The following is a 25,750-nucleotide window of genomic DNA, read 5'->3' on the forward strand; positions in this document are numbered from 1 at the left end:
CGGCGGCGATGGATGGTGCCGATCGACAGGCGGATGCAGCCGAACGCCGGATCGTCGGCCTGCCGCTGCGCGCCTTCGCGCCCAACGCGGTCACGGCGCTGGCGCTCTGCTTCGGGCTGACGGGGGTTCGCTTCGCGATCGGCGAGGAGTGGGAAAAGGCGCTCGCCGCGATCATCTTCGCGGGGGTGCTCGACGGGATGGACGGACGCATCGCGCGGCTGCTCCGCGCCCAGAGCCGCTTCGGCGCCGAGCTCGATTCGCTGTCCGACGTGATCGCCTTCGGCGTCGCGCCGGCGATGGTGATGTTCCTCTGGTCGCTGCAGGATGCGCCGAAATTCGGCTGGACCGCGGCGCTGGCGCTCGCGGTGTGCTGCGCGCTGCGCCTCGCACGCTTCAATTCGCGCATGGACGCCGATGTCCAGCCGCACAAGGCGGCGGGTTTTCTGACCGGCATTCCGGCGCCGGCCGGGGCCGGACTGGCCTTCGTTCCCGTCTATCTGTGGCTGGTGACCGGCGAGACGCTGTTCCGCGAATGGTATGTCGTGATGCCGTGGGTGCTCGCCATCGCGATGCTGATGATCTCCGCGATCCCCACCTATGGCTGGTCGTCGATCCGTCTGCGTCGCTCGTGGCGGCTTTTCGCGCTCGCCGGCGTCGGTCTGCTCGGCGCCGCGCTCGTCACCGCACCCTGGCACAGCCTGCTCGCGATCTGCGTTATCTATGTCGCATTGCTGCCGTTCGGCATCGCGAGCTATGCGCGGGTCAGGCGGCGCGGCTGAGCAGCGGCTGCGCGGCCATCGCGCGCGAAACCGAACGGACGGGAAGGCGGCGGGCAGGGCGCTGGCGCGTCGTCGCGGCGGCCGGAGCCGGGGAGGCCGGAACGCCGTCGGCCGGGAAAGCTCCGTCGCCCGCAAGCGCCGAAAGGATCGCATCGCCGTTCGATGTCAGCATCGCCAGGATCACGGCGAGACCAAGCCCCGCAGCAAGGGTGAAGAGGAGAGCGGCAGCGACCTGAAGCATCGACTTGTCCTTTCGGTTTCGGTCTGCGAAACCTCCCGCATCGGCATGACGGTTTCGCTATCCGCTTCGTTCCATGTTCATGATATGTTCTCAATCATCCTGCGATGAAGCGGTGCTTATCGTCGATGAATCGTTTTGACTGCGCCCGGCGTTCATGCGGCGGGCGTGCACCCGGCAGTGGCTTTTTCCTTGATTCCCGGCGGCGATGCGGCTAACGGCCCGCGCATTCCACATGGAAGGCGCACATACCGGTGCCGGGTCCATCCCTTCGCGGATGTCTCGGTTCTTGCCTTCCAGAGGACTAACCGGAAGGAGAAAGACCATGGCGGCACCTGTCGTCACGATGCAGAATCTTATCGAAGCGGGCGCCCACTTCGGCCACCAGACCCACCGTTGGAACCCGCGCATGAAGCCGTATATCTTCGGCGCGCGCAACGGCATCCACATCCTCGACCTGTCGCAGACCGTGCCGCTCTTCGCGCGCGCGCTCGACTTCGTTTCCTCGACCGCGGCTGCGGGCGGCAAGGTGCTGTTCGTCGGCACCAAGCGCCAGGCGCAGGGGCCGATCGCCGACGCCGCGCGCGCATCGGGTCAGCATTTCGTCAACCACCGCTGGCTGGGCGGCATGCTCACCAACTGGAAGACGATCTCCAATTCGATCCGCCGCCTCAAGACGCTCGAGGAACAGCTTGCGGGCGACACCTCGGGCCTCACCAAGAAGGAAGTGCTCAACAGGACGCGCGAGCGCGACAAGCTCGAACTGAGCCTTGGCGGCATCCGCGACATGGGCGGCATTCCCGACGTGATGTTCGTGATCGACGCGAACAAGGAAGAGCTGGCGATCAAGGAAGCGAATGTCCTGGGCATCCCGGTCGTCGCGATCCTCGATTCGAACGTCTCGCCCGACGGCATCGCCTTCCCGGTTCCGGCGAACGATGACGCCGCGCGCGCCATCCGCCTTTACTGCGAAGCGGTCGCCCAGGCGGCGACCCGCGGCGGCCAGCAGGCGCGCGTCGATCGCGGCGAGGACCTCGGCGCGGCGGTCGAGCCGATCGCCGAGCCCGTGCTCACCGAGGCCCCGGCGACCGAGGACGAGCAGGTTCCGGCCGAAGCGGCTGCCGAAACCGAGCGTCAGAGCGACGCGTAAGCGCGTTGCGTGACGGGCCGGCGCCGCGACAGGCGCCGTCCCTGTCATCCTCCTGTCTTGTCGCGCCGCCATGCGCGCGGCGCAGCGGCGGGCCGATCCGATGGCCCGCCCCCTTTTGGAAAGGATCACCCCATGGCTGAGATCACGGCCGCCCTCGTCAAGGAACTGCGCGAACGCACCGGCGCGGGCATGATGGATTGCAAGAAGGCGCTCGCCGAGAATGACGGCGACATCGAAGCGTCGATCGACTGGCTGCGCACCAAGGGGCTTGCCGCCGCCGCCAAGAAGGCCGGCCGTGTCGCTGCCGAGGGGCTGGTCGGCGTCGTCACCGACGGCACCCGCGGCGCGATGGTCGAGGTCAACAGCGAGACCGACTTCGTCGCCAAGAACGAACAGTTCCAGGGCTTCGTCCGCGACGTGACCCAGGTTGCGCTGGCCGGCGACATCGCCGACATCGACGCGCTGGGCGCCGCCGCCTATCCCGCGGGCGGCTCCGTCGCCGAGGCGCTGACGCAGAACATCGCCACGATCGGCGAGAATCAGTCGCTCCGCCGCGTCGCCATCCTCTCGGTCGGCTCGGGCGTCGTCACCGGCTATGTCCACAATGCCGCCGCGCCGGGTCTCGGCAAGATCGGCGTGCTCGTCGCGCTCGAATCGAGCGCCGGCGCCGATGTCCTCGAACCGCTTGGCAAGCAGCTTGCCATGCACGTCGCCGCCGCCAACCCGCTCGCGCTCAACGGCGACGAACTCGACGCCGAACTGATCGCCCGCGAGCGCGCGATCGCCGAGGAAAAGGCCGCCCAGTCGGGCAAGCCCGCCGATATCGTCTCGCGCATGGTCGACGGCACGATCGCCAAGTTCCGCAAGGAAAACGCGCTGCTGTCGCAGCCCTTCGTGATCGACGGCAAGACCCCGGTCGCCGAAGTCGTCGCCGCCGCCGGCAAGGACGTCGGCGCGGACATCACCCTCAAGGGCTTCGTGCGCTTCCAGCTTGGCGAAGGCATCGAGAAGGAAGAGAGCGACTTCGCCGCCGAAGTCGCCGCTGCCGCCGGCCGCTGATGACGATCCGCGGCTGCCGCCCGATCGGTGCGGCAGTCCGCTTGGCAATGGCGCGCACTCTGACTAGGGTGCGCGCCATTGGTTTTTCGACCCCTTGGTGAAGGTTCTCCTCGACATGGCATTGCCCGGCATGAAACGCATCCTGCTCAAGCTGTCGGGCGAGGCGTTGATGGGCACGACGCCGTTCGGGATCGACCCCGACACGGTCGCGAGCATGGCGGCCGAGGTCAAGGCGGCGAAGGACCGCGGCCTTGAAATCTGCCTCGTCATCGGCGGCGGCAACATCTTCCGCGGCATGGCTGGCGCGGCGAAGGGCATGGACCGCGCGCAGGCCGACTATATGGGGATGCTCGCGACGGTGATGAACGCGCTGGCGATGCAGAATGCGCTCGAACAGCTCGGCGTGGAGACGCGTGTCCAGTCGGCGATCGAAATGGACAAGGTGTGCGAGCCCGTCATCCGCCGCCGCGCCGAACGCCATATGGAAAAGGGGCGGGTGGTGATCTTCGCCGCCGGCGTCGGCGCGCCCTATTTCACCACCGACAGCGGCGCGGCGCTGCGCGCGGCGGAGATGAAGTGCGACGCACTGCTGAAGGGCACCAGCGTCGACGGCGTCTATAATGCCGATCCCAAGCAGGACCCGACGGCGGTGCGTTACGACCGGCTCGGCTACGACCGCGTGCTTGCCGACAATCTGAAGGTGATGGACGCGAGCGCGGTGGCGCTGTGCCGCGACAATCAGATTCCGATTGTCGTGTTCAACATCCGCGAACCCGGCAATCTGGCCCGCGTGCTGGCAGGCGATGGCGTATGCACCGTCGTGGGCGACGCGGCCTGAGACTGCATAGAAGAGGACAAGACGATGGCGAAATATGACAAGGCCGACCTCGATCGCCGCATGCACGGCGCGGTCGAATCGCTCAAGCACGACCTTGCGGGGCTGCGCACCGGCCGCGCGCATACGGCGCTGCTCGATCCGGTGACGGTCGAGGTCTATGGCTCGCACATGCCGCTCAACCAGCTTGCGTCGATCAGCGCGCCCGAACCGCGGATGCTGTCGGTGCAGGTGTGGGACAAGTCGAACGTCGGCCCGGTCGACAAGGCGATCCGCGCTGCCGGCCTGGGCCTGAACCCGATCGTCGACGGTCAGGTGCTGCGCCTGCCGATCCCCGAGATGACGCAGGAGCGCCGCAAGGAACTGTCGAAGCTTGCCGGCCAATATGCCGAAAAGGCCCGCGTCGCGGTGCGCAACGTCCGCCGCGACGGGATGGACGCGCTGAAGCAGGACGAGAACAAGAAGGAAATCAGCGAGGACGAGCGCAAGCGGTCGGAGACCGAGGTGCAGAAGCTGACCGATTCGGTCATCGCCGAAATCGACGCCGCCGCGAGCGCGAAGGAAAAGGAAATCCTCGGCTAGTGCCCTCCCGTCCCCGCCTCTCTTCCGTTCGCATCGAGCGAAGTCGAGATGCCCATCCTCGTTGCGCGATGCTGACGGGTGTCTCGACTTCGCTCGACACGAACGGATTCTGAAGGCGCTCTCGTGACCACCCCCTCCCACGGCGCACGGCATGTCGCCATCATCATGGACGGCAATGGCCGTTGGGCGAAGAAGCGCTTTCTGCCCCGCGTCGCCGGCCACAAGGCCGGGGTCGAGGCGGTGCGCAACATCGTACGCGCCGCGGCCGAGATGGAATTGGAGGCGATGACGCTCTACGCCTTCTCCTCGGAAAACTGGAAGCGGCCCGAGGAAGAGGTCAGCGATCTGATGGGGCTGATGAAGCGCTTCATCCTGAGCGATCTCGACGAATTCGCCGCCAACGACGTCCGGCTCAAGGTCATCGGCGACTGGCGCGCGCTGGCGCCCGACGTCGTCGCGCTGATCGAGGATGCGATCGCGCGCACCGCGGGGAACAGCCGCACGACGCTGGCCGTCGCGCTCAACTATGGCGCGCAGGACGAACTGGTGCGCGCCGCGCGCGCGGCCGCCGCAGAGGGCGGGATCAGCGCGCAGGCGATCGAGGCCCACCTCGACACGGCCGGCCTGCCGCCGCTCGACCTGCTCATCCGGACCTCGGGCGAGGTGCGGCTGTCGAATTTCCTGCTTTGGCAATCGGCCTATGCCGAGCTCTATTTCACCGATACGCTCTGGCCCGATTTCAAGCCGGCCGACCTGCGGGCGGCGCTCGACCATTTTGCGCGGCGCGAACGCCGCTTCGGGGGATTGTGACGATGGCGGCAGCAAAATCGGATCTGGGCGTCCGCGTCGGCTCGGCGATCGTCCTCTTCGCGATCGCGGGCGCGGCACTGTGGTTCGGCGGCATCGCCTTCGGGCTGCTGCTCCTTGTCGGCGCGGCGCTTTTGCTCGTCGAATGGTTCGCGCTCGTCCGCGCCATGTCGCTCGGCGGCGGCGCACGCGGGGCATTGACGCTGCTCGGTCCGCTGCTCGTGCTCGGCGCGGTGGGCGGTCTCTGGCATATCCGCGACCAATTGGGCGTCACCGCGGCGCTGTGGGTATTCGGCATGGTCTGGGCGACCGACATCGGCGCCTATTTCGCCGGCCGCGCTTTCGGGGGCGCCCGGCTTGCTCCGGCGATCAGTCCGTCGAAGACCTGGTCGGGACTGTTCGGCGGCATGATCGCGGCGCTGGTGGCCAGCGCGACGATCGGCGACCGCGCGGGGGTCGTCGGCATTCCGCTGTGGATCGGCCTGTTCATGGGGCTGCTCGCACAACTCGGCGACCTGGGCGAAAGCTGGATGAAGCGCCGCGCCGGCGTCAAGGATTCGGGCAGCCTGATTCCCGGCCATGGCGGCATCTTCGACCGTGTCGACGGCTTGCTGCCGGTGGCGCTGGTGCTCGGCGCACTGGCTTTCGCGGGACAGATCGCGGTGCGGGCGGCGGGCTGAGATGACGCGCCGCCTCTCGCTCTTCGGCGCCACGGGGTCGGTCGGCCAGTCGACCCTCGATCTCGTCCGCCGCGATGGAGAGGCATGGCGGGTGACGGTCCTGACCGCGAACCGCGACGTCGCCGAACTCGCGAAGCTGGCGCTCCAATTCCGGCCCGACGTCGCGGTGATCGCCGACGAGACGCGTTATCCGGCGCTGAGGGCTGCGCTGGCCGGAACGGGCATCGAGGCGGCGGCGGGCGCCGACGCACTCGTCGAGGCGGCGCGGTGCCCGGCCGATCTCGTCATGGCGGCGATCGTCGGCACCGCCGGCCTCGCGCCGACGATGGCTGCGCTCGAAGCGGGCACCGACGTCGCGCTCGCCAACAAGGAAGCGCTGGTGTCCGCGGGTGCGCTGATGACCGCGACCGCCCGCGCGTCGGGTGCGACGATCCTGCCCGTCGATTCAGAGCATAATGCGATCTTCCAGTGCCTGGCGGGCGGACGCATCGAGCAGGTGCGCCGGATCATCCTGACCGCGAGCGGCGGTCCCTTCCGCACCATGACGGCGGAAGCGATGGCACACGTCACCCCGGCGCAGGCGGTTGCGCATCCCAACTGGTCGATGGGCGCGAAGATCAGCGTCGATTCGGCGACGATGATGAACAAGGGGCTCGAACTGATCGAGGCACATCACCTCTTTCCGGTGGGCCTCGATCGGATCGAAATCCTCGTCCATCCGCAGTCGGTGATCCACAGCCTCGTCGAATATGTCGATTGTTCGACGCTCGCGCAGCTCGGCTCGCCCGACATGCGCATCCCGATTGCCTCTGCACTTGCGTGGCCGCAGCGCATGGCCACGCCGTGCGCGCCGCTCGACCTTCCCGCCATCGCCCGGCTCGATTTCGAGGCGCCCGACGAGGCGCGCTTTCCCGCGACTGCGCTCTGCCGAGCCGCCATTGCAGAAGGCGGCGCGCGACCGGCGCAGCTCAATGCCGCGAACGAGACGGCCGTCGCCGCTTTCCTCGGCGGACGCATCGCCTTTCCCGCGATCGTCGATACGGTAAAGCGGGTGCTCGACGCCGATGCGCCGGCGGTGCCGGCATCGCTTCAGGACATATTCAGCGTCGATGCCGCATCGCGCACGACCGCGCAGCATTTTGTGGACCAGCTCGAACATGCTTGACGTGCCGCCCTGGCTCTATCTGATCGCCTTCCTGATCGTCCTCGGGCCGCTCGTGTTCGTGCACGAATATGGGCATTATATCGTCGGCCGCTGGTGCGGGGTGAAGGCCGACACCTTCTCGATCGGTTTCGGGCGCCGGATATTCGGCTGGACCGACAGGCGCGGCACCGAATGGAAGGTCGGCTGGCTGCCGCTCGGCGGCTATGTCCAGTTCGCCGGCGACCGCGATGCGGTGAGCCAGCCCGATGCCGAATGGCAATCGCTGCCCGAGGCCGAGCGCGCGCACAGCTTTCCCGCGCAGCCGGTGTGGAAGCGCGCGCTAATCGTCCTCGCCGGGCCACTGACCAATTTCCTGTTCGCCATCGCAATCTTCGCGGCCTTTGCCATGGTTTACGGCGTCGCGACGACCCCGCCGGTGATCGGCGCGATCGAAGCGGGCAGCGCGGCGGACAAGGCGCAACTCGAGGTCGGCGACCGCATTGCCCGGATCAACGGACGTGCGATCGAGGATTTTATGGACATCCCCATGGCCGTTGCCTTCGACCTCGGCCGGCCGGTGGAAATCGGGATCGAGCGCGGCGGCGAGCAGCGGACCCTCACGCTGCGCCCGCGGATCGTGACCGAGACCGATCGCTTCGGGAACAAGGCCGAGCGCGCGATCATCGGCATCCGCCCGGTGGCGCCGGTCTATACCACGGTCGGACCGGTCGAGGCGCTGACTGCCGGCACCGCGCAGACCTGGGGCCTTGTTCGGATGACCGGCAAGATTCTCGGCCAGTTCGTGACTGGCCAGCGCTCGGTCAAGGATATGGGCGGGCCGCTGCGGATCGCGAAGCAGTCGGGCGAGATGGCGACGCTCGGCGTGGCGTCGCTGATCTTCTTCATCGCCTTCGTGTCCATCAATCTGGGGTTCATAAACCTGTTGCCATTGCCGATGCTCGATGGCGGCCATCTTCTCTTCCATGCCTATGAAGCGGTCCGGCGGCGCCCGGCGCCGCTGCAGGCGCAGGAATGGGCCTTTCGATTTGGTTTTGCGGTGGTCGTGACCCTGATGCTGGTCGTGACTTTCAACGATTTGGGCTCATTCGGCCTGTGGGATCGGATCGCCCGCTTGATTGGATAGCCGGTCTGGGGCAGGAGAGCGCGCAGGTCCGCGTTCGGCGGGTTGATCGCTTCGAGTTATTTTTGCGGGATGAACAGCGTGGCTTCACACAAATCTATGGCGCGGGCGCAGGTGTCGGCTCTCCTTATGGCGGGGACGATGCTGGCATGGCCCGCCGCGCTGCTGGCGCAGGAAGTCGCGCCGCCGGTTGTTCCGGCCCCGACGGTTCCGATCCCCTCGCCGGAAGCGGTGCCCGCGGCCTCGACCGTGCAGTCGATCACGGTGACGGGCAACCAGCGGCTCGAGGCGCAGACGATCCTCTCCTATCTCCGCCTGCGCGTCGGCCAGCCCTATGACCGCGCGACGCTCGACCAGGCGCTCAAGGACCTTGCGGCGACGGAGCTGTTCAAGGATTTCCAGATCACCGACAACAATGGGGCGCTGACCATCCAGGTCACCGAAAACCCGGTGATCAACCGCGTCATCCTGGAAGGCAACAAGCGCCTGAAGGAAGACAAGATTCGGCCCGAGATCAAGCTCGCGCCGCGCCAGATCTTCACCCGGTCGAAGGTCCGCGCCGATGTCGCGCGCATCATCGAACTCTACAAGCGCCAGGGTCGTTTCGCCGCGACCGTCGATCCCAAGATGGTCACGCTCGACCAGAACCGCGTCGACGTGGTGTTCGAGATCAACGAGGGACCGAAATCGAAGGTCCGCCAGATCAACATCATCGGCAACGAGAAATTCAGCGACGGTGAACTCAAGGGAGAGATGGCGACCAAGGAATCGGGGCTGCTCACCATCCTGTCGTCGAATACGACCTACGATCCCGACCGCCTCGCCTATGACCAGCAGAAGCTGCGACTGTTCTACCTGCAGAACGGCTATGCGGACTTCCGCGTCATTTCTGCTGTCGCCGAACTGACGAGCAACAAGCAGGATTTCATCATCACCTATGTCGTCGAGGAGGGCGAGCGGTACAAGTTCGGCGACATCGACGTGAAGAGCCAGATCCGCGATTTCCAGCCGGAGACGCTGAAGCGCCTGCTGCCGATGACCACCGGCGACTGGTACGACGCCAAGCAGGTCGAGGACACGGTCGAAAGCCTCAGCGAGACCGCGGGCCTGTTCGGCTATGCCTTTGCCGACATCAACCCTGAGTTCCGCCGCGATCCCGACAACCGGACGATGTCGATCACCTTCGACGTCGCCGAAAGCCCGCGCACCTATGTCGAGCGGATCGACGTCAACGGCAACACGCTGACCCACGACAAGGTGGTTCGCCGCGAATTCCGCCTGAACGAGGGCGACGCCTTCAACAGCTTCGGGATCAAGCGCACCCAGAACCGCATCAACAGCCTCGGCTATTTCCAGGAGAATCTGGAGATCGACCGCAAGGAAGGGAGCGAACCCGACCGCATCGTCCTCGAAACCAATGTCCAGGAAAAGCCGACCGGCGAACTGTCGCTCTCGGCCGGCTTCTCGTCGATCGAAAGCTTCCTGCTCCAGGCATCGATCCGCCAGCGCAACTTCCGCGGTCTCGGGCAGCAATTGTCGGCGTCGGTCAATTATTCGAGCTATTCCAAGTCGATCGAGCTCGGCTTTACCGAGCCCTATCTGTTCGACCGCAATATCTCGATCGGCGGCAGCATCTATCGCCGCGACCTCAATTCGTTCAACTTCATCGGCAATGATCGCCAGACGACCTTCGAGCAGACGACGACGGGCTTCCAGCTCAACGCCGGGGTGCCGCTGACCGAGTTCATGTCCTTCTTCGGACGTTACAGCCTCAATTACGACGATGTTTCGCTCGACGAGCGACTTTATTATTTCGGCGGCGAGTGCGATCCGTTGGTTGCGGGTCGCTATCTGTGCGATGCGATCGGCAAGCGCACGACCTCGCTCGTCGGCTTCACGCTCGCTTATGACGACCGCGACAATCGCCTGCGCCCGACGCGCGGCCAGTCGTTCAGCATCAGCCAGGATTTTGCGGGGCTGGGGGGCAGCGTCAAATATGTTCGCACCCGGGCCGCGGCGAGCAAGCACTTCAACCTCGGCAGCCGCTTCATCCTCAATGTGTCGGCAGAGGGCGGCTATATCTATCCGCTCGGCGGGCGCCCGACGCCGACCAGCGACAAGGTGCGCCTGACCGACCGCTTCTTCCTGGGCGAACCGCAGATGCGCGGCTTCGACATCCGCGGCGTCGGCCCGCGCGTCATCCGCTACGGCAATGTCGACCTGACCGACCCGGCGAACCCGATCCTCGACACCAGCCTGTCGAAACGCAACGGCCGGATCGACGACTCGCTGGGCGGCCGCGCTTATTATCAGGGCCGTCTGGAGGTCGACATTCCGCTCGGCACCGGCGCGAAGGAACTGGGGCTGCGTCCGTCGGTGTTCCTCGACGTCGGGTCGGTGTGGAGCGTTAAGCGCCCGACGCTGACGACGCTCGCCGATTTCCGGGAGACTGATCCGAACGCGCCGGGCTTTGGCCTGACCAAATATCTCTGTCGCAACGCGGCCACCGGGCAGCGGGTGTTCGCGACCGAAACGCCCAACGCCGACGGAACCCCTTCCGGTCAATATCAGACCTGCGATACCGCGAACGGCTTCTCGGCCCTCGCACCGTTCGAGGAACGCTTCTATGGCGATACCTGGATGCCGCGCGTCGCGATCGGCGCCGGGGTCAACTGGAATTCTCCCTTCGGTCCGTTCCGCATCGACTTCGCCTATGCCCTCCGAAAAGAAGAGGGTGACGATACCAAACGCTTCTCATTCAACGTAGGAACCCAATTCTGATGAAGAAAATTTTTGTCGCTTCGGCGCTGGCGATCGCCAGCCTTTCGGTCTCGCCGATGTTCGCTGCGCCCGCCGCCGCGCAGGCGCGCTCCACGGCGGTCGCCGACGTGCGCGTGGCCGCCGCCAAGTCGAACGCCTTCACCACCGCGTCGCAGCAGATCCAGACCACCTACAAGGCGCAGATCGACCAGCAGGAATCGCGCGGCCAGACGCTGCAGGCAGAGCTCAACGTGCTGGTAGCCAAGTATAACGAGGAAGCGAAGAAGACGCCGCAGAACCAGGCAGCGCTTCAGGCGGCGGCGAAGGCGGTGCAGGACAAGCGCCAGTCCGCCAGCGAGGAACTCGGCCGCATCGGCGCGCCGGTCGATCTCGCCATCGCCTATGTCGAGGATCAGATCAGCGTCCGCATGAACGAGGCGATCAAGGCTGCGATGACCGCGAAGAAGGTCGATCTGCTGCTCAATCCGGATGCGGTTCTGGCGCGCGAGACCAATGTCGACATCACCGATGCCGTCGTGACCGAGCTCAACCGCATCCTGCCGAGCGTGACGATCACGCCGCCGGCCGGCTACCAGCCCGGCCAGCTGGTCCAGCAGCGCAACCAGCAGCTGATGGACGCCGCGCGCGCGCAGCAGGGCACGGCCGCTCCGGCGGCGCCGGCGAACGGCAGCCAGCCGACGACGCGTTAAGCCGATGAGCGACGGCGAACAGGCTGCGGAAACGCTGGGGCCGGTCGACATCCGGCGCATCCTCAGCCTGTTGCCGCATCGCTATCCGATGCTGTTCGTCGACCGGGTGGAATCGATGGTCAGGGACCGGTCGATCCACGCGGTCAAGGCGGTGACGATCAACGAGCCCTTCTTTCAGGGGCATTTCCCCGGCCGGCCGATCATGCCGGGCGTCCTCATCGTCGAGGCGCTTGCGCAGGCGGGTGGGGTGCTGGCGATCGAGTCGCTCGGGCTCGCCGGCACCGGTAAGCTCGTCTATTTCATGGGCATCGACGGGGTGAAATTCCGCAAGCCGGTCGAGCCGGGCTGCCTGCTCGACCTGCACGTCACGATCCTTCAGGCGAAACGCACCATCTGCAAGTTCGAGGGCAAGGCGATGCTCAACGGACAGGTGGCGACCGAGTGCCAGTTCACCGCGATGATCGCCGACCCGCCGGAGGAATAAGAGGCTGACCCTGCTGCATCGTCACCCCGGACTTGATCGGCAATTATCCCCTTTCGACAGGTAAGCGTTCCCCGGCGAAAGCCGGGGTCCAGCTAAGTGTGCCTGCCTCGCATGGACCCCGGCTTTCGCCGGGGATCACCAGCGTCCTTGTCTCAAGGGTATAAACGCCGACTTGATCGGGGGGCCATTCGGCACTTCATCGCGGGCGCGGCGAGAATGGATGCCGGTCCAAGTCCGGCGTGACGCCAGAGAGAGGGGTCGGGTGTTGCATTTCCCCCCATTGCCCCCTAAAGGCGCGGGCTTCGCGTCTCCGGGCGCACAGACTCACGCGGCTGGTCGGAAACCAGCGGCACAGGAGCAGACGAGATGAAAAAAGACCTTCACCCCGACTATCACATGATCACGGTCAAGATGACCGATGGCACCGAATATCAGACGCGCTCGACCTGGGGCAGCGAAGGCGATGTGCTGACGCTCGACATCGACCCGACCGCGCACCCGGCATGGACCGGCGGCAACCAGCGCCTGCTCGATCAGGGCGGCCAGGTCGCGAAGTTCAACAAGCGCTTCGGCGGCCTCACCCTCAAGCGCTAAAGCGCTTTTCCCCTCCCGCTCGCGGGAGGGGCAGCGGGACTTGCGAACCTGTTCGCCAGTCGCAGCGGGGTGGGCATCGGAGCATCGCGCCTTATCGCGGCCTCCACCCCGATCTCTCTCTTTTCAGGGGAGGGCTCTACGCCGTCAGAATCTTCGCAAGCGCGCTTTGCCACCCGGCAAGGCGCGCTTCGCGTTTCTGCGCGTCGAGCGCCGGGGTGAAGCGCGTCGTGCGGCCGCGCATCGTCCGTGCCGCCTCGGCAAGGTTCGGATACAGGCCCGCGCCCGTCGCGGCCAGCATTGCGGCGCCGAGCGCCGTGCTTTCGACGAAGTCCGGACGTTCGACCACCAGCCCCAGCATGTCGGCCAGATCCTGCGCCATCCAGTTGTTCGCTGCCATGCCGCCATCGATGCGAAGGTCGGCCCAGTCGACGCCGTCGGCCGCGAAGGCGGTCTTGAGGTCGTGCGCCTGATAGGCCTGCGCCTCGAGCGCGGCGCGCGCGACATGCGCCTTGCTGCTTGCGAAGCTGAGCCCCGACAGCGCGGCGAGCGCATCGGGGCGCCAGTGCGGGGCGCCGAGCCCGGACAGGGCAGGGATCAGATAGACGCCGCCATTGTCGGACACCGACCGGGCCAGTCCTTCGCTCTCGCCGGCGCTCGCGAGCAGTCCCAATCCGTCGCGCAGCCACTGGATCAGGCTGCCGGCGACGAACACCGATCCTTCGAGGGCATAGCTGCGCCGGTCGCCTTCCTGCACCAGCACCGTGGCCAGCAGGCGGTTCGCCGAATGCGGGCGCGTCTCTCCGCTCGCCGACAGGATGAAGGCGCCGGTGCCGAAGGTCGCCTTGGTCTGGCCGGGGGCAAGGCACGCCTGGCCGATCGTCGCCGCCTGTTGGTCGCCCGCCATGCCGCAGATCGGAATGGCGCCGCCGAACAGCGCGGGATCGGTGGCGCCGACCCGGGTCGTGCAGCCCACGATCTCGGGCAGCAGGCCCATCGGTACGCCCAGCAGGTCGCACAGACCGGCATCCCAGCCGCCCGCCCCGTCGATCTTCATCAGCAGCGTGCGGGACGCGTTGGTCGCATCGCTGACATGGACGCCGCCGGTCAGGCGGAAAACGAGATAGGATTCGATCGTTCCGACCGCGAGCCGGTCGCCCGCTTCGCGTAACTGCGGCCAGTTTTCGAGCGCCCAGCCGATCTTGCTTCCCGAAAAATAGGGATCGAGCAGCAGGCCGCTGCGCTCCTGCACCGTCGCTTCGTGCCCCGCTTCCTTGAGCGCGGCGCAGGCGGCGGCGGTGCGCCGATCCTGCCAGACGATTGCGCGCGCAAGCGGTGCGCCGGTCGCCCGGTCCCAGAACACCACCGTCTCTCGCTGGTTGGTGATGCCGATCGCGGCGATCCGGTCGGCGCCGCCCGCCTTGTCGATCATCGTCCGCGTGCAGGCGAGCGTGGCCTGCCAGATTTCCTCGGCATCATGCTCGACCAGGCCGGGGCCGGGATAATGCTGCCGGAACTCGCGCTGTGCGCCACCCAGCGGCGTGCCGTCGGCGGCGAACAGCATCGTGCGCGTCGAGGTGGTGCCTTCGTCGATGACGATGATGTTTTCGGGCACCTGAATCTCCTCGGTTCGTGCTCGGCTTGTCGAAACCCTGTTCTTTTCTTTCGATTAGCAATGAAGAAAGAACGGCTCTTCGACAAGCTCGGGGCGAACGGGTTTTTGGACGAGGCTTCGGGTTCACGCAATCATCTTGCAATTTTGCGCAATATCCGCCATATGCTTGTGCAGCGCAGCATGGCGGCAGCAGGCCGCCCTCCACCGGCAGCGTGATTTTCCCGCCCGCGACAGGGTTGGACGAGCCGGTTGCGCTGAGTCCCTTGAGGCACCCTTTCACGCGGGTCGTTTCGAACCCGCCCGCCGTGCGCGGCCGTTTTGCGGCGCGTCCACGGCTTTATCGTGAGTAGATTATCAAAATGGAATTCAAAGACTTCGGCCTCCACGCCGACATCGAGCGTGCGCTGACGGCCAAGCGCTATACCCAGCCGACGCCGATTCAGAGCCAGGCGATCCCCGTTCTGCTCGAAGGGCGCGACCTGTGCGGTATCGCGCAGACCGGCACCGGCAAGACGGCGGCCTTCTCGCTGCCTTCGCTCGACTATATGCTGTCGAACCCGCGCCCGCGCACTCCGCGCGGTTGCCGCATGCTCGTCCTGTCGCCGACCCGCGAACTGGCGGCGCAGATCGCGCAGAGCTGCCGCGACTACGGCCGTTTCACCAAGCTCAGTGTTGCGACGGTGTTCGGCGGCGTGCCGATCAATCGCCAGATTCGCGACCTGTCGCAGGGCGTCGACATCCTCGTCGCGACGCCGGGCCGGCTGCTCGACCTGGTCGACCAGCGCGCGCTGCGCCTCGACGACGTCGAAATCTTCGTCCTCGACGAGGCCGACCAGATGATGGACATGGGCTTCATCCATTCGCTGCGCCGCGTCGCCAAGATCCTGCCGAAGCAGCGCCAGAATCTCTTCTTCTCGGCAACGATGCCGAAGGAGATCGCGGCGCTCGCGCAGCAGTTCCTGCACGACCCCGTCACCGTCTCGGTGGCGCCGCAGGCGACGACCGCGGAAAAGATCCGCCAGCGCGTCACCTTCGTCGAGCAGAAGGAGAAGCAGGCGCTGCTCCATCACGTCCTGCGCAGTGAGGAAATCGACCGCGCGCTGATCTTCACGCGCACCAAGCACGGCGCCGACCGCGTCGTCCGCCATCTGAAAGGCGCGGGGATCGACGCCTTTGCGATCCATGGCAACAAGAGCCAGGGACAGCGCACCACGGCGCTTCAGGCCTTCCGCTCTGGGCAGGTGCGGCTGCTCGTCGCGACCGACATCGCGGCGCGCGGCATCGACGTGTCCGGAGTCAGCCATGTCATCAACTTCGAGATTCCGAACGTCCCCGAACAATATGTCCACCGGATCGGCCGCACCGCGCGCGCTGGGGCGGAGGGCATCGCGATCAGCTTCGTCGCGCCCGACGAGCGCACCTATCTGCGTGACATCGAACGCGTGACGCGGACCCGCGCCGAGCCGGTTTCGCTGCCCGACGGCTTTACGGAGATGGTTCGTAACCTGCCCAAGCCCGCCCAGCCGCCGCGCAATACCGGCGGCAAGGGCCGCGATCCGCAGCGCCAGCGCGAAGATGCGCTGCGCAAGAAGGCGGACGGCGCCCCGTCGCGCGGTCCGCGCCGCGAAGCGGCGGGCGAGGGCGCACAGCCCCAGCGCAAGCGCCGTTTCCGGCCGCGTCGCGGCGGCGTCGGCGCGCACAAGGGCGCGGTCCAGCGCGTCGGCTGACGCCGGCAACCTCGTCCGCTCCCGATCCTTTCCCGACCGCCGCCGATTGACGTGCCGTTCCGGCACGTTAGGGTCGGCGGGGGTCTGGGGAGGCGTAATGATCGACGAGGACGAGTTCGAACCGCTGCCGCCGCGGCGGCCCTTGCTACGCCGCAAGCGCGTCCTGATTCCGCTCGGGCTGCTGCTCGCGCTCGTCGCGCTGTTCCTCGCCCTGCGCACCCCCGACACCGATCGCGACGCGATGATCGCCCGATATGGCGGCGCGGACGCACAGTTTGCGGTGGGGCCGGCGGGGCAGCGCATCCATTATCGCGATCAGGGAAAGCGCGATGCGGAGGCGCTCGTCCTGCTGCACGGGTCGAACAGCAGCCTTCAGACGTGGGAGCCGCTGGTCCGGCGGCTGGGCGATCGCTATCGCATCGTCACGCTCGACCTGCCGGGGCACGGTCTGACCGGCGGCACTCCCGACAAGGACTATAGCGCCGACGGCATGATCGCCGCGGTCGATGTCGTTGCCGCGCGGCTCGATCTCGATCGCTTCGTGCTCGGCGGCAATTCGATGGGCGGTTGGGTGGCATGGCGTTATGCGCTCGCTCGTCCCGATCGCATCGACGCGCTGCTGCTGCTCGACGCCGCGGGGATGCCGCTGCGCGCCGGTGAAAAGCCTCCGCCGTCGAACATCGGCTTTCGCCTGCTGCAATATCCGCTCGGGCGCTGGCTGGCGGCGCAGATCACGCCGCGCTCGCTGGTCGAACGGTCGCTGCGCGGATCGGTGGAGCGGCAGGATATCGTCACCGACGCGATGATCGACCGCTATTGGAATCTTCTGCGCTTCCCCGGCAATCGCGAGGCGACCTCGCTGCGTGCGACGCTCGACCGCGAACCCGCGATGGCGGACCGCATCGGCGCGATCGCGGCACCGACGCTGATCCTGTTCGGCAAGCAGGACCGGTTGATAAACCCCAGCGCGGCGCAGACTTTCCATGAACGCATCGCGGGGTCGGAGGTGGTGATGCTCGACGGCGTCGGCCATCTGCCGATGGAGGAGGCGCCCGACGCGACCGCCACCGCGATCGCCGATTTCCTCAAGCGGCGGCTCGTTGCTCCGCCCGCGCCGGCTGGTCGAGAAACGCCCTGATCCGCGCCGCGACCGACGTGGCGTGAGTGAAGGGAAAAAGGTGCGACCCTGGCACGATTTCCAGCGTGGCGCCTTCGATCAGGTCGGCAATCGCCCGGCCGTGGCTGGCGGGCACCACGCCGTCGCGCTCGCCCATCAGCACCAGCGTCGGCAGCGCCCTCAGCCGGGGCAGCATCGGCGCGCTCGTCCATCCGGCCATCGCCATCGCCTGATAGGACAGGCCGAGCGGCGTCGCGGTCGGCAGCCGCAGGCCGCTCGCGAGCATATCGTCGTCGAGCAGCGCGGCCCAGCCGATCCCCGGCGCCGCGACGGTGGGGGTGGTCGCCATCAGCACGAGGCGGCGGATTCGGCCGGGAAATTGCACCGCGACCTGCTGCGCCAGCGCGCCGCCCCAGCTGAAACCGGCGAGGTCGAGCTGTCGGTGCCCGAAGCGGTCGGCGATCTCCATGACCGTTGCCGCCATCGTCGGCGCCGCATAGGGTAGCAGCGCGTCGGGCGAGCCGCCGACTCCCGGCATGTCGAGCGTCCACACCTCGCGCTCGCCGATCCGGGCAAGCAGCGGCGCGGCCGCGGTGATGTCGGCGCCGATCCCGTTGAGGAACAGCAGGGGTGGTCCGCCCTTGCCCGCACGCCAGCGCGCGACGCGCAGCGTCAGGCCATAGACATGTTCGGTGCTGACGGACGGCCGCCCGCTGATCCTGCTCATAGCACACGCCTTGGCACAGCTTGACGCGGGGCGAAAGGGGTCCGCCTTCGCCGCCGCGGTTTGCCGCGCGGCGGTATTTCAGCCGTCCGCTGCCGCTCTGGCCGCTTTCTCGTAGCGCAGGCAGTCGAAGATTTTGGCGCCCGCGAGGAATACCGAGCCGCTGCACGCAGCGAGCAGCAGCTTGCCGCCGATACCGGGATATTGGTCCAGATAGATCATCCCGCGCGCCATCGCCCCCACGCCGAGCGCGTAGATGATCAGGCACGCCTCGAAGCGCGTCTTGATGACGAACAGCCGTCCGATTTTCTTCAACATCACCATCAGCATCGCCGCCATCCGAAGCAAGGGACGTGCCAGCGGCGCAAATCGGGGAATCGATGCCGCGGGCCGATGGTAAACTGTAAGTTAACCCGACACGCAAGGGAAGGGGAAGAGCGCCGCCTTATACCAGTTCGCCGAAGTCCATCGCGTCCAGCAACGCCGCGCGGGCACGTCGGACGTCGCGGACCAGCGCCGCCGAAGCAAGGTCTCCCGGCGCGATCGCCTCGGGCCAATGCGCCGCGACCACCGCGGCAATACGGTCGAGCTTCGCCTCGTCGGCCAGAAAGCGCGGATCGACGGTTGCCGGATCGGCAACGACGCGCAGCCGCAGGCAGGCGGGGCCGCCGCCGTTCGCCATCGACTGGCGCACATCGACGGGCAGCAGCCTGCGGATCGGGCCGTTGCCGGCGACATGCGCCTCCAGCCAGGTCCAGACGCTCGGCGTCTCGCGCGCCTCGGTCGGCAGGACGAGTCCCATGCCGTCGCCTTCGGGCAGGCTGACGAGCTGGGCGTTGAACAGATAGGATCTGATCGCCTCGGGCAGGCTCACCGCGCTGGCCGGAACCTCGACGATTTCGACTTCGTGAAAGATGGCGCGGATTGCGGCATGCGCTTCCTCGCGGTTCTCGAACGCCGTTTCGTGCGTGAAGAGGACGCGCTCGTTGGCGACCGCGACGACGTCGTTGTGAAAGGCGCCGCCCTGGATCGCCATGTCCGACTGGCGAAGAAACAGCGTGCGCGCGGGATCGAGCCGGTGCCGTCGCGCGATCGCCTTCGATGCGTCGAGGTGCTGGCGCGCGGGAAAGCGGCCGCCGCCGATGCCATAGACGAAGATCTCCACCCCCGGCGCCCCATGCCCCGCGCACAGCCGCATATGGTTCGCCGCACCCTCGTCGCCGAACGGAGCCGGCACGGGACCGTGGACCGCGAAGGCCGGATCGGCGAAGGCAAGGCGAAGCTGCGCGAGCGTGCCCGGCCATTCGTGACTGCGGTGCGGCATGGTGACGAGGTTGGCGATGGTCAGATGGCATCGCCCGTCGTCGCTATCGGGCGCCGGCGACACGGTTGCGGCGTTGGCGGCCCACATCGACGAGGCGGACCACGCCTGTGCGCGCAGGTGCGGCTCGACCTCGTCGAGCGTGGTGGCGAGCGTTTCGAGCCACGCCGCGTCGGGCCGGTCGAGCGGCATGAAATATCCCTGCGGCAGGCCGAGCGCCAGATTGTGCCGCATCTTCTCGATCCCTTGCAGCGCCGCGGCGCGTGGCTGCGACACGTCGCCGGCATTGCTGGCCGAGGCGATGTTGCCGCGGCTGAGCCCGGCGTAATTGTGCGTGGGGCCGATGATGCCGTCGAAGTTGATTTCGGTGAGCATGGTTTTCTTTCCTGAGCCCCTCCCCTTCAGGGGAGGGATGCAGTTTCCTACTACCGCCCGATCCAGCTGATCTCGGCGCCTTTGCCGATGCCCAGCAGCCCCGCGCTTTTCGCATCGATCGTCCCATCCGCACCGACCTGTCCGAAGCAGCAGCGGAAATCGGCGAGGCGGCCGGTCGCGATCAGCGCGTCCTCGCCGCTCTCCGCAATTCCCGTCACCTCGACATGCCGCGCGTTCCGGATGCTCGCGACCTGATCGGTGCGCGCGGTCATCGTCGGGCCGCCGTCGAAGATGTCGATATAATTTTCGAAAGCGAAGCCTTCATTCTCCAGCATCCGCATCGCGGCGCGGCCGCTGGGATGCGGGACGCCGATCACCGATCGCGCGCTGTCGGGCAGCATCGCTATATAGACCGGATGCTTGGGCATCAGGTCGGCAATGAACTGGTTGCCGTGAACGGCGTTGAACTGGTCCGCCTCCTGAAAGCTCATCCCGAAGAATTTGCCCGCGACTCCGTCCCAGAAGGGCGAGCCGCCCGCTTCGTCGATCACCCCGCGCAATTCGGCGAGGATGCGATCGGCGAAACGCGCGCGATGCCGCGCGATGAACAGATAGCGCGACCGCGCGAGCAGCAGGCCGAGCCCGCCCGCGCGCGCCGCGGGGTGCAGGAACAGTCCGCCGACCTCGCTCGCGCCGTGCAGGTCGTTGCTCAGCATCAGCACCTGCGCGTGAAAGGTGCGGCCCAATTGCTCGCTATGCTTGCTGTCGGTGCCGATGCGATAGGAATAGAAGGGCCAGTGCTGCCCGACCTGCGCGAAAATCTGGCAGGTGCCGCGCACCTCGCCGGTTTCGACCTCTTCTAGCACCATCAGATAGAGTTCGTCGCCCGGCGCATCCTCCTCGCGCGCGAAACTCGCCTCGGCGCGTTCGAGCTTGGACCGTAGCGCCTGCCGGTCGGGGGGCAGGTTGGTGAAGCCGCCGCCCGTCAGCTTCGCCATTTCATAGATGCTCTGCAGGTCGCCCGGCTTTGCCGCCCGGATCAGATAATTCACGCTGTCCCCCGTTCCGCCAGTCTGAGCATGGTCAGCGCCGACAGCCGCGCGCGTTCGGGCAAACTGTCGACGATCAGAAATTCGTCGGCCGAATGGATGGCGCCCCCGCGCGGCCCCATCGTGTCGACCACGGGCACTCCGCAGGCGGCGATATTGTTGCCGTCGCACACGCCGCCCGTCGCCTTCCAGTCGATGGCGATCCCCAGCAGCGCGCCGCAATCGCGCACCAGTTCGAACAGCCGCGTTGCCGGCTCGTCGAGCGGCTTGGGCGGCCGGTTGAAACCGCCATGAAGGTGGCAATGCACGTCATGCTCCCGCGCCACCGCTGCCATGGCATCGCGCAGCGCCGCTTCGGCCGCCGCCATCGCATCGGGGGTCGCAGGGCGCATGTTGACGCGCAGGATCGCCTGATCGGGAACGACGTTATTCGGTCCGCCGCCGTCGATCTTCGCGGGGTTGACCTTGAGATCGGGCGATTTCAGCGCGTTCAGCCGGAGTGCGAGGTCTGCCGCGGCGATCAGCGCGTTGCGTCCCTCCTCGGGGTTGCGCCCGGCGTGCGCCGAACGGCCGTGGATCGACACCGAAAAATTACCGCTGCCCGGCCGTGCGCCGGCGAGCGTCCCGTCGGGAAGCGCGGGCTCATAGGTGAGCGCCGCCGCCTTGCCCTTCGCCAGTTCGGCGATCAGCGCGGCCGAGGCGTGGCTTCCCGTTTCCTCGTCGCTGTTGATCATCACGTCATAGCCGATGCGCGGGGCGAGCGGCGACGCTTCGAGCGCGGTCAGCGCCGCGAGGATCACCGCGATTCCGCCCTTCATGTCGGCGGTGCCGGGACCGTTCAACACGCCGGGTTCGCGCCATGTCAGTGACTGGAACGGGTGATCGGCCGGAAACACCGTGTCCATATGGCCGGTCAGCAGCAGTTGCACCGGCGCGTCGGGGCGCACGCGGACATGGAGATGATCGCCGCGCACGATCGTCTGGACCTGCCCCGCCGCGTCGAGGCTTTCGACAGGATCGGGCTCGACCAGCCGCACCGTGCCCGGCAGGACGGCAAAGGCGTCGGCGAGCATCCCCGCGATCGTCTTCAGCCCCGCCAGATTGCCGGTACCGCTGTTCACCGCCGCCCACGCCTCGACCGCGGCCAGCATCGGGGCATCGGCGGCGCGTTCGAGCGTCGCGATTTCGCTCGCAGTAAGGGCGATCATTGCATGCCTATAGCGGGGGGCGGGGGGCTTTTGCACCCCCAGCCTGGCATTTTGTCGGCACGATACCGTAAGTCACTGATGCCCAATAATCCTGCCAGTAGAGCCTCCAGGGAAGCCGACTGCCGATCGTGCCATTAACCAAAATTTGGTGGCCGCCTCGCTACGCGGTGCGGACCAATGGTGAGTGGGTCGATGACAGCTGCTTTCGTGCTTGGCATAAACATGGCCGTTGCGGGCATCTTTGCCGTGGCCTTCACCGTTGTCGCGGCGACGAACCGGAGCGCGTGCGGCGCATGGTGGCTGGCGCTCGGTTGCGGCGTCGGAATCGTCAACGCCGGCCTCGAATTCCTGCTCCGGCAACAGGCCGATCCGGTGCCGGTCAGCATCGCCATCTTCCTCGTTTTCCTTTCCGCGCTCAGCTTCGCGCTGATCGGGGTCGCGCGCCATTACCGCGTCGAGCCGCCGTGGACCGCGATGGCCGCGATCTGGATTGTCACGGTCCTGTTGGTGCCGGTCGTCTTCAGCATGACCTATGGCTCGCTGTCGCGGCTGGTGCTCTACCAGCTTCCCTATTTCGCCATGCAAGCGCTCTTCGGCATCATGATCTGGCGCTCGGGGCGCCGGCAACCGCTCGATCTGCTGCTCGTCGTGTTGCAGGCGGTCGGGGCGACCCTTTACCTGCTCAAGCCGCTGTTCGCGATGTTGGTGGGGACGGCCCGCACGCCGCAGGATTATATGGCGACGACTTATGCCGCGATCTCGCAAAGCGGCAGCGTCGTGGTGCTGATCGCGACCGGTCTCGTCATGCTGCTGGTGACCATGCGCGACACGACGGCCGAGATGATCGCCCGCTCGGAAACCGATCCGCTATCGGGCGTCTTCAACCGCCGCGGTTTCGAACGCCATGCCGAAGCGGCGCTTGCGCGGGAGGGCAAAGCGGCGCTGATTGCAGCCGACCTCGACCATTTCAAGCAGATCAACGACAGTTTCGGCCATGCCGCGGGCGATGGCGTGATCGCGCACTTCGCCGCGATGCTGACCGAAGCCGCTCCATCCGAAGCAATCGTCGGCCGCGTCGGGGGCGAGGAGTTCGCCGTGCTGCTGCCTGCCGCGCTGCTGTCCGACGGGCGCCTCTATGCCGAGGCGGTGCGCGCCGCCTTTGCGTCGGCGGAATTGCCCGTGCTCGGCGTCGACCGCCGTTTCAGCGCGTCCTTCGGCGTTGCCCAATGGATGCCGCCGGAGACTTTGCCCGACCTGCTCCATCGCGCCGACACGGCGCTTTACCGGGCAAAGTCGGGCGGTAGGAACCGGGTCTGCGTTGCGCTGGGCGATCTGCCGCCGACGCCGGTGCGCGGCGCCGCCTGACCGGCGTCGGCACCCTCCCATCCCTTTTCTTTCGACCCACCGCCCCATTGCCAAGCCCCGCCATTCGCGCCATAGGGCGGCGGCCCTTTCCTCCCCGGGTCCACTGGCGCGTTCGCGCCGACCAAAGGGTGCTTGCATGACTGATTTTCTCGATCGCCACGGCCTTTCCGTCGATTCGCGTCTGGCCGATTTTCTCGAAACCCGGGCGCTGCCGGGAACGGGGCTCGATCCCGATCGCTTCTGGGCCGATTTCGCGGCGCTGCTCGGCCGGTTCGCGCCCGAGAATGCCGCGCTGCTCGCCAGGCGCGAGGATTTGCAGGCGAAGATCGATGCCTGGCACGACGCCCGCAAGGGCGAAGCGCACGATCCCGCCGCCTATCAGGCATTCCTGCGCGAGATCGGCTATCTCGTTCCGGAGCCAGCGCCATTTCAGGTCGGCACCGCGAATGTCGATCCCGAGATCGCGACCATGGCCGGCCCGCAACTCGTCGTTCCCGCGCTCAACGCGCGTTTCGCGCTGAACGCTGCCAATGCGCGCTGGGGCAGCCTCTACGACGCCCTTTATGGCACCGACGCGCTCGACGCGCCGGCGGCGAAGCCCGGCGGCTACGACCCTGAGCGCGGCGCGGCGGTGATCGCGCGCGCCAAGGCCTTCCTTGACGAAGCCGTGCCGCTCGCCGCCGGTTCGTGGGCCGACTGGCAGGGCGGGGAACCGCAACTCGCCGACCCCGCGCAGCTTGTCGGCACGCGCGACGGCGGCATCCTGCTGCGGCACAACGGTCTGCACATCGAACTGGTGATCGACCCCGCCAGCCCGATCGGTCGCACCGACCCGGCGGGAATCGCCGACGTGGTGATCGAGGCCGCGCTGACGACGATCATCGACCTCGAGGATTCGGTCGCCGCGGTCGATGGCGAGGACAAGGTGCTCGGCTATGCCAACTGGCTCGGCCTGATGCGCGGCGACCTCGTCGAAAGCTTCGACAAGGGCGGCCGGACCGTCACCCGCGCGATGGCGCCCGACCGCGAATGGACCGCGCCCGACGGCACCGCCTTCACGCTGCATGGCCGCGCGGTCCTGTTTGTGCGCAACGTCGGTCATCTGATGACCACCCCGATGATCCGCCTGCCGGGCGGCGGCGAGGCGCCGGAGGGGATTTGCGACGCGGTGATCACCAGCCTGTGCGCGCTGCACGACCTCAAGCAGCTCGGCACGCTGCGCAACAGCCGCGCGGGCAGCGTCTATATCGTCAAGCCCAAGCAGCATGGGCCGGAGGAATGTGCCTTCACCGACCGCCTGTTCGACGCGGTCGAGGACATGCTCGGTCTCGCGCGCCACAGCGTGAAGGTCGGGGTGATGGACGAGGAGCGCCGCACCAGCGCCAATCTTGCCGCCTGCATCGAAGCGGTGAAGGATCGCATCGTCTTCATCAACACCGGCTTCCTCGACCGCACCGGGGACGAGATCCACACCTCGATGCACGCCGGCCCGATGATCCCGAAGGGGGAGATGAAGGCGAGCGACTGGATCGCCGCCTACGAGGATCGCAACGTCCGCATCGGCCTCGCCTGCGGCCTGTCGGGTAAGGCGCAGATCGGCAAGGGCATGTGGGCGATGCCCGACATGATGAAGGCGATGCTGGAGGCGAAGATCGGCCATCCGAAGTCGGGCGCGAACACCGCCTGGGTGCCGTCGCCGACCGCCGCGACGCTCCACGCGCTCCACTATCACGCCGTCGACGTGTTCGCGCGTCAGAAGGAGATCGCGGGCGAGGCGGTGCCGCCGCTCGACCGCCTGCTCGCCATTCCCGTCGCCACCGGCCGCAACTGGAGCGAGGCGGAGGTGACGCGCGAGCTCGACAATAATTGCCAGGGCATCCTCGGCTATGTCGTGCGCTGGATCGACCAGGGCGTCGGCTGCTCGAAGGTGCCCGACATCGACGACGTCGGCCTGATGGAGGATCGCGCGACGCTGCGGATCAGCAGCCAGGCGATCGCCAACTGGCTGCTCCACGGCGTCTGCACCGCCGATCAGGTCGATGCCGCGCTCGCGCGCATGGCAAAGAAGGTCGACGCGCAGAATGCCGGCGACCCGCTCTACGAAACGCTGACGCCCGACGGCATCGCCTGGCGCGCGGCGCGGGCGCTGATCTTCGAGGGCACGGTCCAGCCGTCGGGCTATACCGAGCCGCTGCTGCACAGCTTCCGGCAGGCGAAGAAGGCGGCGTAGCGCAGCGTTGACCTTCAGGGTGACGAAGATTTGAATGTGGGGGTGAGTCCTGTAGGGCT

Annotated in this window: 25 protein-coding genes; 18 read left to right on the forward strand and 7 right to left on the reverse strand. The window is 67.1% G+C overall.

From position 1 onward, the window contains the following. Window positions 1–8: 8 nt before the first annotated feature. Window positions 9–779 (forward strand): CDP-alcohol phosphatidyltransferase family protein, encoded by a 771-nt coding sequence (locus C3E99_RS05035; RefSeq protein WP_076075972.1) that lies wholly within the window; start codon window positions 9–11, stop codon window positions 777–779. Here the strand turns inward: C3E99_RS05035 and C3E99_RS05040 are convergent. After that, a complete protein-coding gene (locus C3E99_RS05040; RefSeq protein WP_076075969.1) occupies window positions 763–1,020 on the reverse strand; it encodes a hypothetical protein in 258 nt (85 codons plus the stop codon). The genes C3E99_RS05035 and C3E99_RS05040 overlap by 17 nt on opposite strands. A gap of 322 nt (window positions 1,021–1,342) precedes the next feature. Here C3E99_RS05040 and rpsB point away from each other — a divergent pair, with 322 nt between their 5' ends. The 12 genes from rpsB to rpmE all read left to right on the forward strand — a co-directional run bounded on the left by rpsB (window position 1,343) and on the right by rpmE (window position 12,963). Beyond that, a complete protein-coding gene (gene rpsB / locus C3E99_RS05045; RefSeq protein WP_104959484.1) occupies window positions 1,343–2,167 on the forward strand; it encodes a 30S ribosomal protein S2 in 825 nt (274 codons plus the stop codon). A 132-nt stretch (window positions 2,168–2,299) separates the two neighbouring features. Then, window positions 2,300–3,226: a translation elongation factor Ts gene (gene tsf, locus C3E99_RS05050; protein ID WP_067184572.1), complete on the forward strand. Its 927-nt coding sequence runs from the start codon at window positions 2,300–2,302 to the stop codon at window positions 3,224–3,226. A 115-nt stretch (window positions 3,227–3,341) separates the two neighbouring features. Continuing rightward, the gene (gene pyrH, locus C3E99_RS05055) at window positions 3,342–4,064 is read left to right on the forward strand and encodes a UMP kinase (RefSeq protein ID WP_067111641.1); all 723 of its coding nucleotides are present in this window, start codon (window positions 3,342–3,344) and stop codon (window positions 4,062–4,064) included. Window positions 4,065–4,088: 24 nt separating this feature from the next. Further along, on the forward strand, window positions 4,089–4,643 hold the full coding sequence (frr, locus tag C3E99_RS05060) for a ribosome recycling factor (RefSeq protein ID WP_076075964.1): 555 nt from the start codon (window positions 4,089–4,091) through the stop codon (window positions 4,641–4,643). A gap of 165 nt (window positions 4,644–4,808) precedes the next feature. After that, window positions 4,809–5,453 carry a polyprenyl diphosphate synthase gene (gene uppS, locus C3E99_RS05065; protein WP_067111636.1) on the forward strand — a complete coding sequence of 215 codons (645 nt, stop codon included), beginning with the start codon at window positions 4,809–4,811 and terminating at the stop codon, window positions 5,451–5,453. Between the two features lie 2 nt (window positions 5,454–5,455). Continuing rightward, on the forward strand, window positions 5,456–6,130 hold the full coding sequence (locus tag C3E99_RS05070) for a phosphatidate cytidylyltransferase (RefSeq protein ID WP_076075958.1): 675 nt from the start codon (window positions 5,456–5,458) through the stop codon (window positions 6,128–6,130). Between the two features lies 1 nt (window position 6,131). Then, the gene (locus tag C3E99_RS05075) at window positions 6,132–7,295 is read left to right on the forward strand and encodes a 1-deoxy-D-xylulose-5-phosphate reductoisomerase (RefSeq protein ID WP_076075956.1); all 1,164 of its coding nucleotides are present in this window, start codon (window positions 6,132–6,134) and stop codon (window positions 7,293–7,295) included. Continuing rightward, complete coding sequence (rseP, locus tag C3E99_RS05080; protein WP_067184567.1) at window positions 7,288–8,418, forward strand: RIP metalloprotease RseP; 1,131 nt, start codon at window positions 7,288–7,290, stop codon at window positions 8,416–8,418. The genes C3E99_RS05075 and rseP overlap by 8 nt, the downstream gene beginning before the upstream one ends. A gap of 69 nt (window positions 8,419–8,487) precedes the next feature. Next, entirely contained in the window at window positions 8,488–11,196 is a 2,709-nt protein-coding gene (gene bamA / locus C3E99_RS05085; RefSeq protein ID WP_067184565.1) for an outer membrane protein assembly factor BamA, read from the forward strand. Continuing rightward, window positions 11,196–11,885 carry an OmpH family outer membrane protein gene (locus tag C3E99_RS05090; RefSeq protein WP_104959485.1) on the forward strand — a complete coding sequence of 230 codons (690 nt, stop codon included), beginning with the start codon at window positions 11,196–11,198 and terminating at the stop codon, window positions 11,883–11,885. The genes bamA and C3E99_RS05090 overlap by 1 nt, the downstream gene beginning before the upstream one ends. 4 nt (window positions 11,886–11,889) lie before the next feature. After that, entirely contained in the window at window positions 11,890–12,369 is a 480-nt protein-coding gene (fabZ, locus tag C3E99_RS05095) for a 3-hydroxyacyl-ACP dehydratase FabZ (protein ID WP_076075948.1), read from the forward strand. A gap of 366 nt (window positions 12,370–12,735) precedes the next feature. Further along, window positions 12,736–12,963: a 50S ribosomal protein L31 gene (gene rpmE / locus C3E99_RS05100; RefSeq protein ID WP_067112011.1), complete on the forward strand. Its 228-nt coding sequence runs from the start codon at window positions 12,736–12,738 to the stop codon at window positions 12,961–12,963. Window positions 12,964–13,099: 136 nt separating this feature from the next. On the opposite strand, the gene C3E99_RS05105 is transcribed toward rpmE, so the two are convergent. Continuing rightward, window positions 13,100–14,575, reverse strand: coding sequence for a glycerol kinase (locus C3E99_RS05105; protein ID WP_104959486.1), 1,476 nt, complete (start codon window positions 14,573–14,575; stop codon window positions 13,100–13,102). A 60-nt stretch (window positions 14,576–14,635) separates the two neighbouring features. Between C3E99_RS05105 and C3E99_RS19655 the strand changes: the two genes are divergently transcribed. From C3E99_RS19655 to C3E99_RS05115, 3 genes are all read left to right on the forward strand, one after another. Continuing rightward, on the forward strand, window positions 14,636–14,791 hold the full coding sequence (locus C3E99_RS19655; protein WP_158682124.1) for a hypothetical protein: 156 nt from the start codon (window positions 14,636–14,638) through the stop codon (window positions 14,789–14,791). 143 nt (window positions 14,792–14,934) lie between these two features. Next, a complete protein-coding gene (locus C3E99_RS05110; protein ID WP_076075942.1) occupies window positions 14,935–16,302 on the forward strand; it encodes a DEAD/DEAH box helicase in 1,368 nt (455 codons plus the stop codon). 97 nt (window positions 16,303–16,399) lie between these two features. After that, complete coding sequence (locus C3E99_RS05115) at window positions 16,400–17,440, forward strand: alpha/beta fold hydrolase (protein ID WP_076075940.1); 1,041 nt, start codon at window positions 16,400–16,402, stop codon at window positions 17,438–17,440. Here the strand turns inward: C3E99_RS05115 and C3E99_RS05120 are convergent. The 5 genes from C3E99_RS05120 to C3E99_RS05140 all read right to left on the reverse strand — a co-directional run bounded on the left by C3E99_RS05120 (window position 17,388) and on the right by C3E99_RS05140 (window position 22,096). After that, entirely contained in the window at window positions 17,388–18,146 is a 759-nt protein-coding gene (locus C3E99_RS05120; RefSeq protein ID WP_076075938.1) for an alpha/beta fold hydrolase, read from the reverse strand. The two genes, C3E99_RS05115 and C3E99_RS05120, sit on opposite strands and share 53 nt — an antisense overlap. 78 nt (window positions 18,147–18,224) lie before the next feature. Further along, on the reverse strand, window positions 18,225–18,467 hold the full coding sequence (locus C3E99_RS05125; RefSeq protein ID WP_082737456.1) for a hypothetical protein: 243 nt from the start codon (window positions 18,465–18,467) through the stop codon (window positions 18,225–18,227). 121 nt (window positions 18,468–18,588) lie between these two features. Continuing rightward, complete coding sequence (locus C3E99_RS05130) at window positions 18,589–19,839, reverse strand: N-succinylarginine dihydrolase (RefSeq protein WP_076075935.1); 1,251 nt, start codon at window positions 19,837–19,839, stop codon at window positions 18,589–18,591. Between the two features lie 50 nt (window positions 19,840–19,889). Continuing rightward, entirely contained in the window at window positions 19,890–20,891 is a 1,002-nt protein-coding gene (locus tag C3E99_RS05135) for an arginine N-succinyltransferase (RefSeq protein WP_076075932.1), read from the reverse strand. Next, window positions 20,888–22,096 (reverse strand): hydrolase, encoded by a 1,209-nt coding sequence (locus C3E99_RS05140; protein WP_076075929.1) that lies wholly within the window; start codon window positions 22,094–22,096, stop codon window positions 20,888–20,890. The genes C3E99_RS05135 and C3E99_RS05140 overlap by 4 nt, the downstream gene beginning before the upstream one ends. Window positions 22,097–22,318: 222 nt before the next feature. Between C3E99_RS05140 and C3E99_RS05145 the strand changes: the two genes are divergently transcribed. Together C3E99_RS05145 and C3E99_RS05150 are read left to right on the forward strand one after the other, a co-directional pair. Further along, window positions 22,319–23,461, forward strand: a complete 1,143-nt coding sequence (locus C3E99_RS05145; RefSeq protein WP_234002608.1) for a GGDEF domain-containing protein — start codon at window positions 22,319–22,321, stop codon at window positions 23,459–23,461. A 136-nt stretch (window positions 23,462–23,597) separates the two neighbouring features. After that, window positions 23,598–25,691, forward strand: a complete 2,094-nt coding sequence (locus C3E99_RS05150; RefSeq protein WP_104959487.1) for a malate synthase G — start codon at window positions 23,598–23,600, stop codon at window positions 25,689–25,691. Window positions 25,692–25,750: the final 59 nt, after the last annotated feature.

Origin of the sequence: Sphingopyxis sp. MG (assembly GCF_002953155.1) — a bacterium.
GTDB lineage: Bacteria > Pseudomonadota > Alphaproteobacteria > Sphingomonadales > Sphingomonadaceae > Sphingopyxis > Sphingopyxis granuli.